The sequence below is a fragment of the Rhodococcus sp. AC861 genome, from assembly GCF_979256035.1.
The window spans coordinates 1-290 of sequence record NZ_CEEDMW010000027.1 but is presented as its reverse complement, the minus strand read 5'-3'; the positions used below and the strand labels follow the sequence as shown (position 1 = coordinate 290).

General features: G+C 69.3%; 1 protein-coding gene. It reads left to right on the top strand.

Going from position 1 to position 290, the window contains the following annotated elements:
- A partial coding sequence (locus tag AC0IX4_RS22990) for a hypothetical protein (RefSeq protein WP_471831395.1) occupies positions 1-185 on the top strand: 185 nt, incomplete at its 5' end.
- Positions 186-290 lie beyond the last annotated feature (105 nt).

The window sequence follows — 290 nt, the reverse complement described above, 5'->3', positions numbered from 1 at the left end:
GTCTCCCCCGCGGCGGCGCGGCACTGAGGCACCCGGCGTCGCGGGCGGGTCTGCGAGCACTGCGGATCGGCCACCGCATCGCGGCATCCGCGCCCCTGCGTCGACGGTTCCAGTCCACCCTTCTCACCAGCGAGAAGCACGTACCGCTGTTGCCCCACTACCCTCACCTGCGTGCTCGAGACTGAGCATCGACCGTATCCACCACGCCGACAGTCGGGAGCGCGTACCGATGGCGACCGCGACAACCAGTGCGCTGCAAGCACTCCGACTCGACGCGGTCAGGTATCAGG